Raw genomic sequence first — 1,880 nt, 5'->3', positions numbered from 1 at the left:
CATTACATCTGACACACCGCCAAAAAACTTAACCCATTAAAGGATGAGCGCGCCCATGATAGGACTTTATGTTGTACTGTATATTGCTTTCTCTGCTGTCTTATTTGTTGTAGGAGAGCTACTTGTGAATAATAAAGATTTCAGGGTATTCATAGGTCTGGATAACAACAGTCTTCTTAACCAAGAACAAGTTGACGCTGTTACTAAAATTTCTAAACTACTAGTAATCTTAGGAAGAATTCTGCAATTGATAGGAGCTATCTTGTTATTGATTAGTTTATCATTTTTCTGAATTGAGTTAGACTACAATTCGAGCTTGTTTAGTCCGGTTCCTTTTCAATATTCATAACCACACGCACTCCTGCCGCGCCTTCCTCCTTCGCGAAAGAGGACCGAGGAGGAAGTTGATTTCCGAAGCGCCCAACAGGCGCGGAGCCGCCGCAGCGGAGCGAGGAGGACCAGCGGTGGGAGTGGCGCAAAGCAAAACGGACGACGTGGTGCCAAGCCCTGAGCAGCAACGCGAAACAGGACACTGGCAGGGCCCACAAACTCCTTCAGTCTCGATAAACGCTTTAAGTGATGAACAAGAAGCGCGTATCAATTCCTCAGGATATAATCCCTGAATTTGTGGGAAACCAGAAATTCCCCATGAAAACTAATTTACTTCTCTTTTTCCACTCGCTCTTAACGCACCAATGCAATAGTACCCGTCAATTGCTGTAGACTTCCATCAACGAGTTCTACCTCCAAGACGTAGGCAAATACGCTGGGGTTCTGGAGCTCTCCTTTGTATCGGCCATCCCAGCCGATGTTGTTAGCGTTGCCACGAAAATTGTATTGTTCAAAAACGACATCTCTATTACTATTGAGAATGCGCAAGCGGGTAATTTGCGCAATGCTTGATCCGGTATAGACGACGAGTACATCGTTCACGCCATCATTATTAGGGGAAAAAGCATTGGGAACAAAGATGTCATCTTTCAGAATAACCTCCACGAACAATTTGGCACTAGCGATGCAGCCATCACCGTCGATAATGGAGAGCGTCAGCAAGGTGCTTTCGGTAGGTGAGTAGATCGGGGTAGGGCACGATAGGCATGATAGGTGCGTGGGGTCGCTCCACATCCATTGCTCATCTCCATCCATGGAGCGGTTGCTTGAAAGGTAAATCCCGATATCTTCCCCATAAATGATTCTGATATCTGGCCCCAGGTCAATCAAAAAGTCATCGGGGCAGGTTGTCGTATCAGGGCTGGCCACCAAGTCTGGAAACCTATCTATACTGCTCGCCTGAAGGGAAAGACCAAAGGAGGCGAATAATAATACGAGGAAGAAGTGTGCGCGTGAGAAGAGCATGCGTTGGTGTTTTTTCTTAAAAAGCAGTTACAATTTAAGAGAGATAAGTGAGACGTGCAAATGAGCAGATTGCTAGCTTGGCTCAGGGTAAGAAAAATAGTCTAGCCAGTTGTCTGACGCATCTTGAGAAAGTGCTTGAAAAGAGATGCAAAACACCGAATAAAGAGCTTGGTTAGTCTTTTCTCTGGGTATGTTATTCTATATAAGGATTTGGCTGTCAGTAGAAAAAGATAAAAAAACTCACTTTTCACTTACCTCTAGCCCACTCATGGACATATACAGATGTATTACACCATATTCAATCTACTTATCATGACAACACCAATTCAACTTCATTTAGGAGAGAAGATTTATTCTCTGCTTGCTAAGCAACGATTTGCACTCTTACTTGCCACCTCTACGGCTGGCCGAGCGACGTCTTCATCAAGGCCTGTTTTTTTTGAGGAAGATCAGCAATGGTTGGAGTTAGTGGAGGAATCTGTTCAACAGAACTTGGCCCACAATAAGTATACCGTTAAGCAACT

The 1,880-nt window shown here is 44.4% G+C and carries 2 protein-coding genes; one reads left to right on the top strand and one right to left on the bottom strand.

All coding sequences use genetic code 11. The features are described from left to right. Positions 1-684: 684 nt before the first annotated feature. Positions 685-1,356, bottom strand: a complete 672-nt coding sequence (locus ACRBG0_RS10275) for a gliding motility-associated C-terminal domain-containing protein (protein WP_431486808.1) — start codon at positions 1,354-1,356, stop codon at positions 685-687. A gap of 312 nt (positions 1,357-1,668) precedes the next feature. On the opposite strand from ACRBG0_RS10275, the gene ACRBG0_RS10270 reads away from it, so the two are divergent. Continuing rightward, positions 1,669-1,880 (top strand): hypothetical protein (locus tag ACRBG0_RS10270; RefSeq protein WP_431486807.1); only part of this gene is annotated, 212 nt, incomplete at its 3' end.

The sequence above is a fragment of the Lewinella sp. genome (assembly GCF_050633125.1).
In the GTDB taxonomy this organism is placed as follows: Bacteria; Bacteroidota; Bacteroidia; order Chitinophagales; family Saprospiraceae; genus Lewinella.
The sequence above is the reverse complement of the archived record's forward strand: the minus strand, read 5'-3'. Positions and strand labels throughout refer to the sequence as shown.

Bases quoted from the DNA above. Each gene is read 5' to 3' on its own strand.
- ACRBG0_RS10275 (WP_431486808.1), bottom strand. From the start codon at position 1,356: ATGCTCTTCTCACGCGCACACTTCTTCCTCGTATTATTATTCGCCTCC.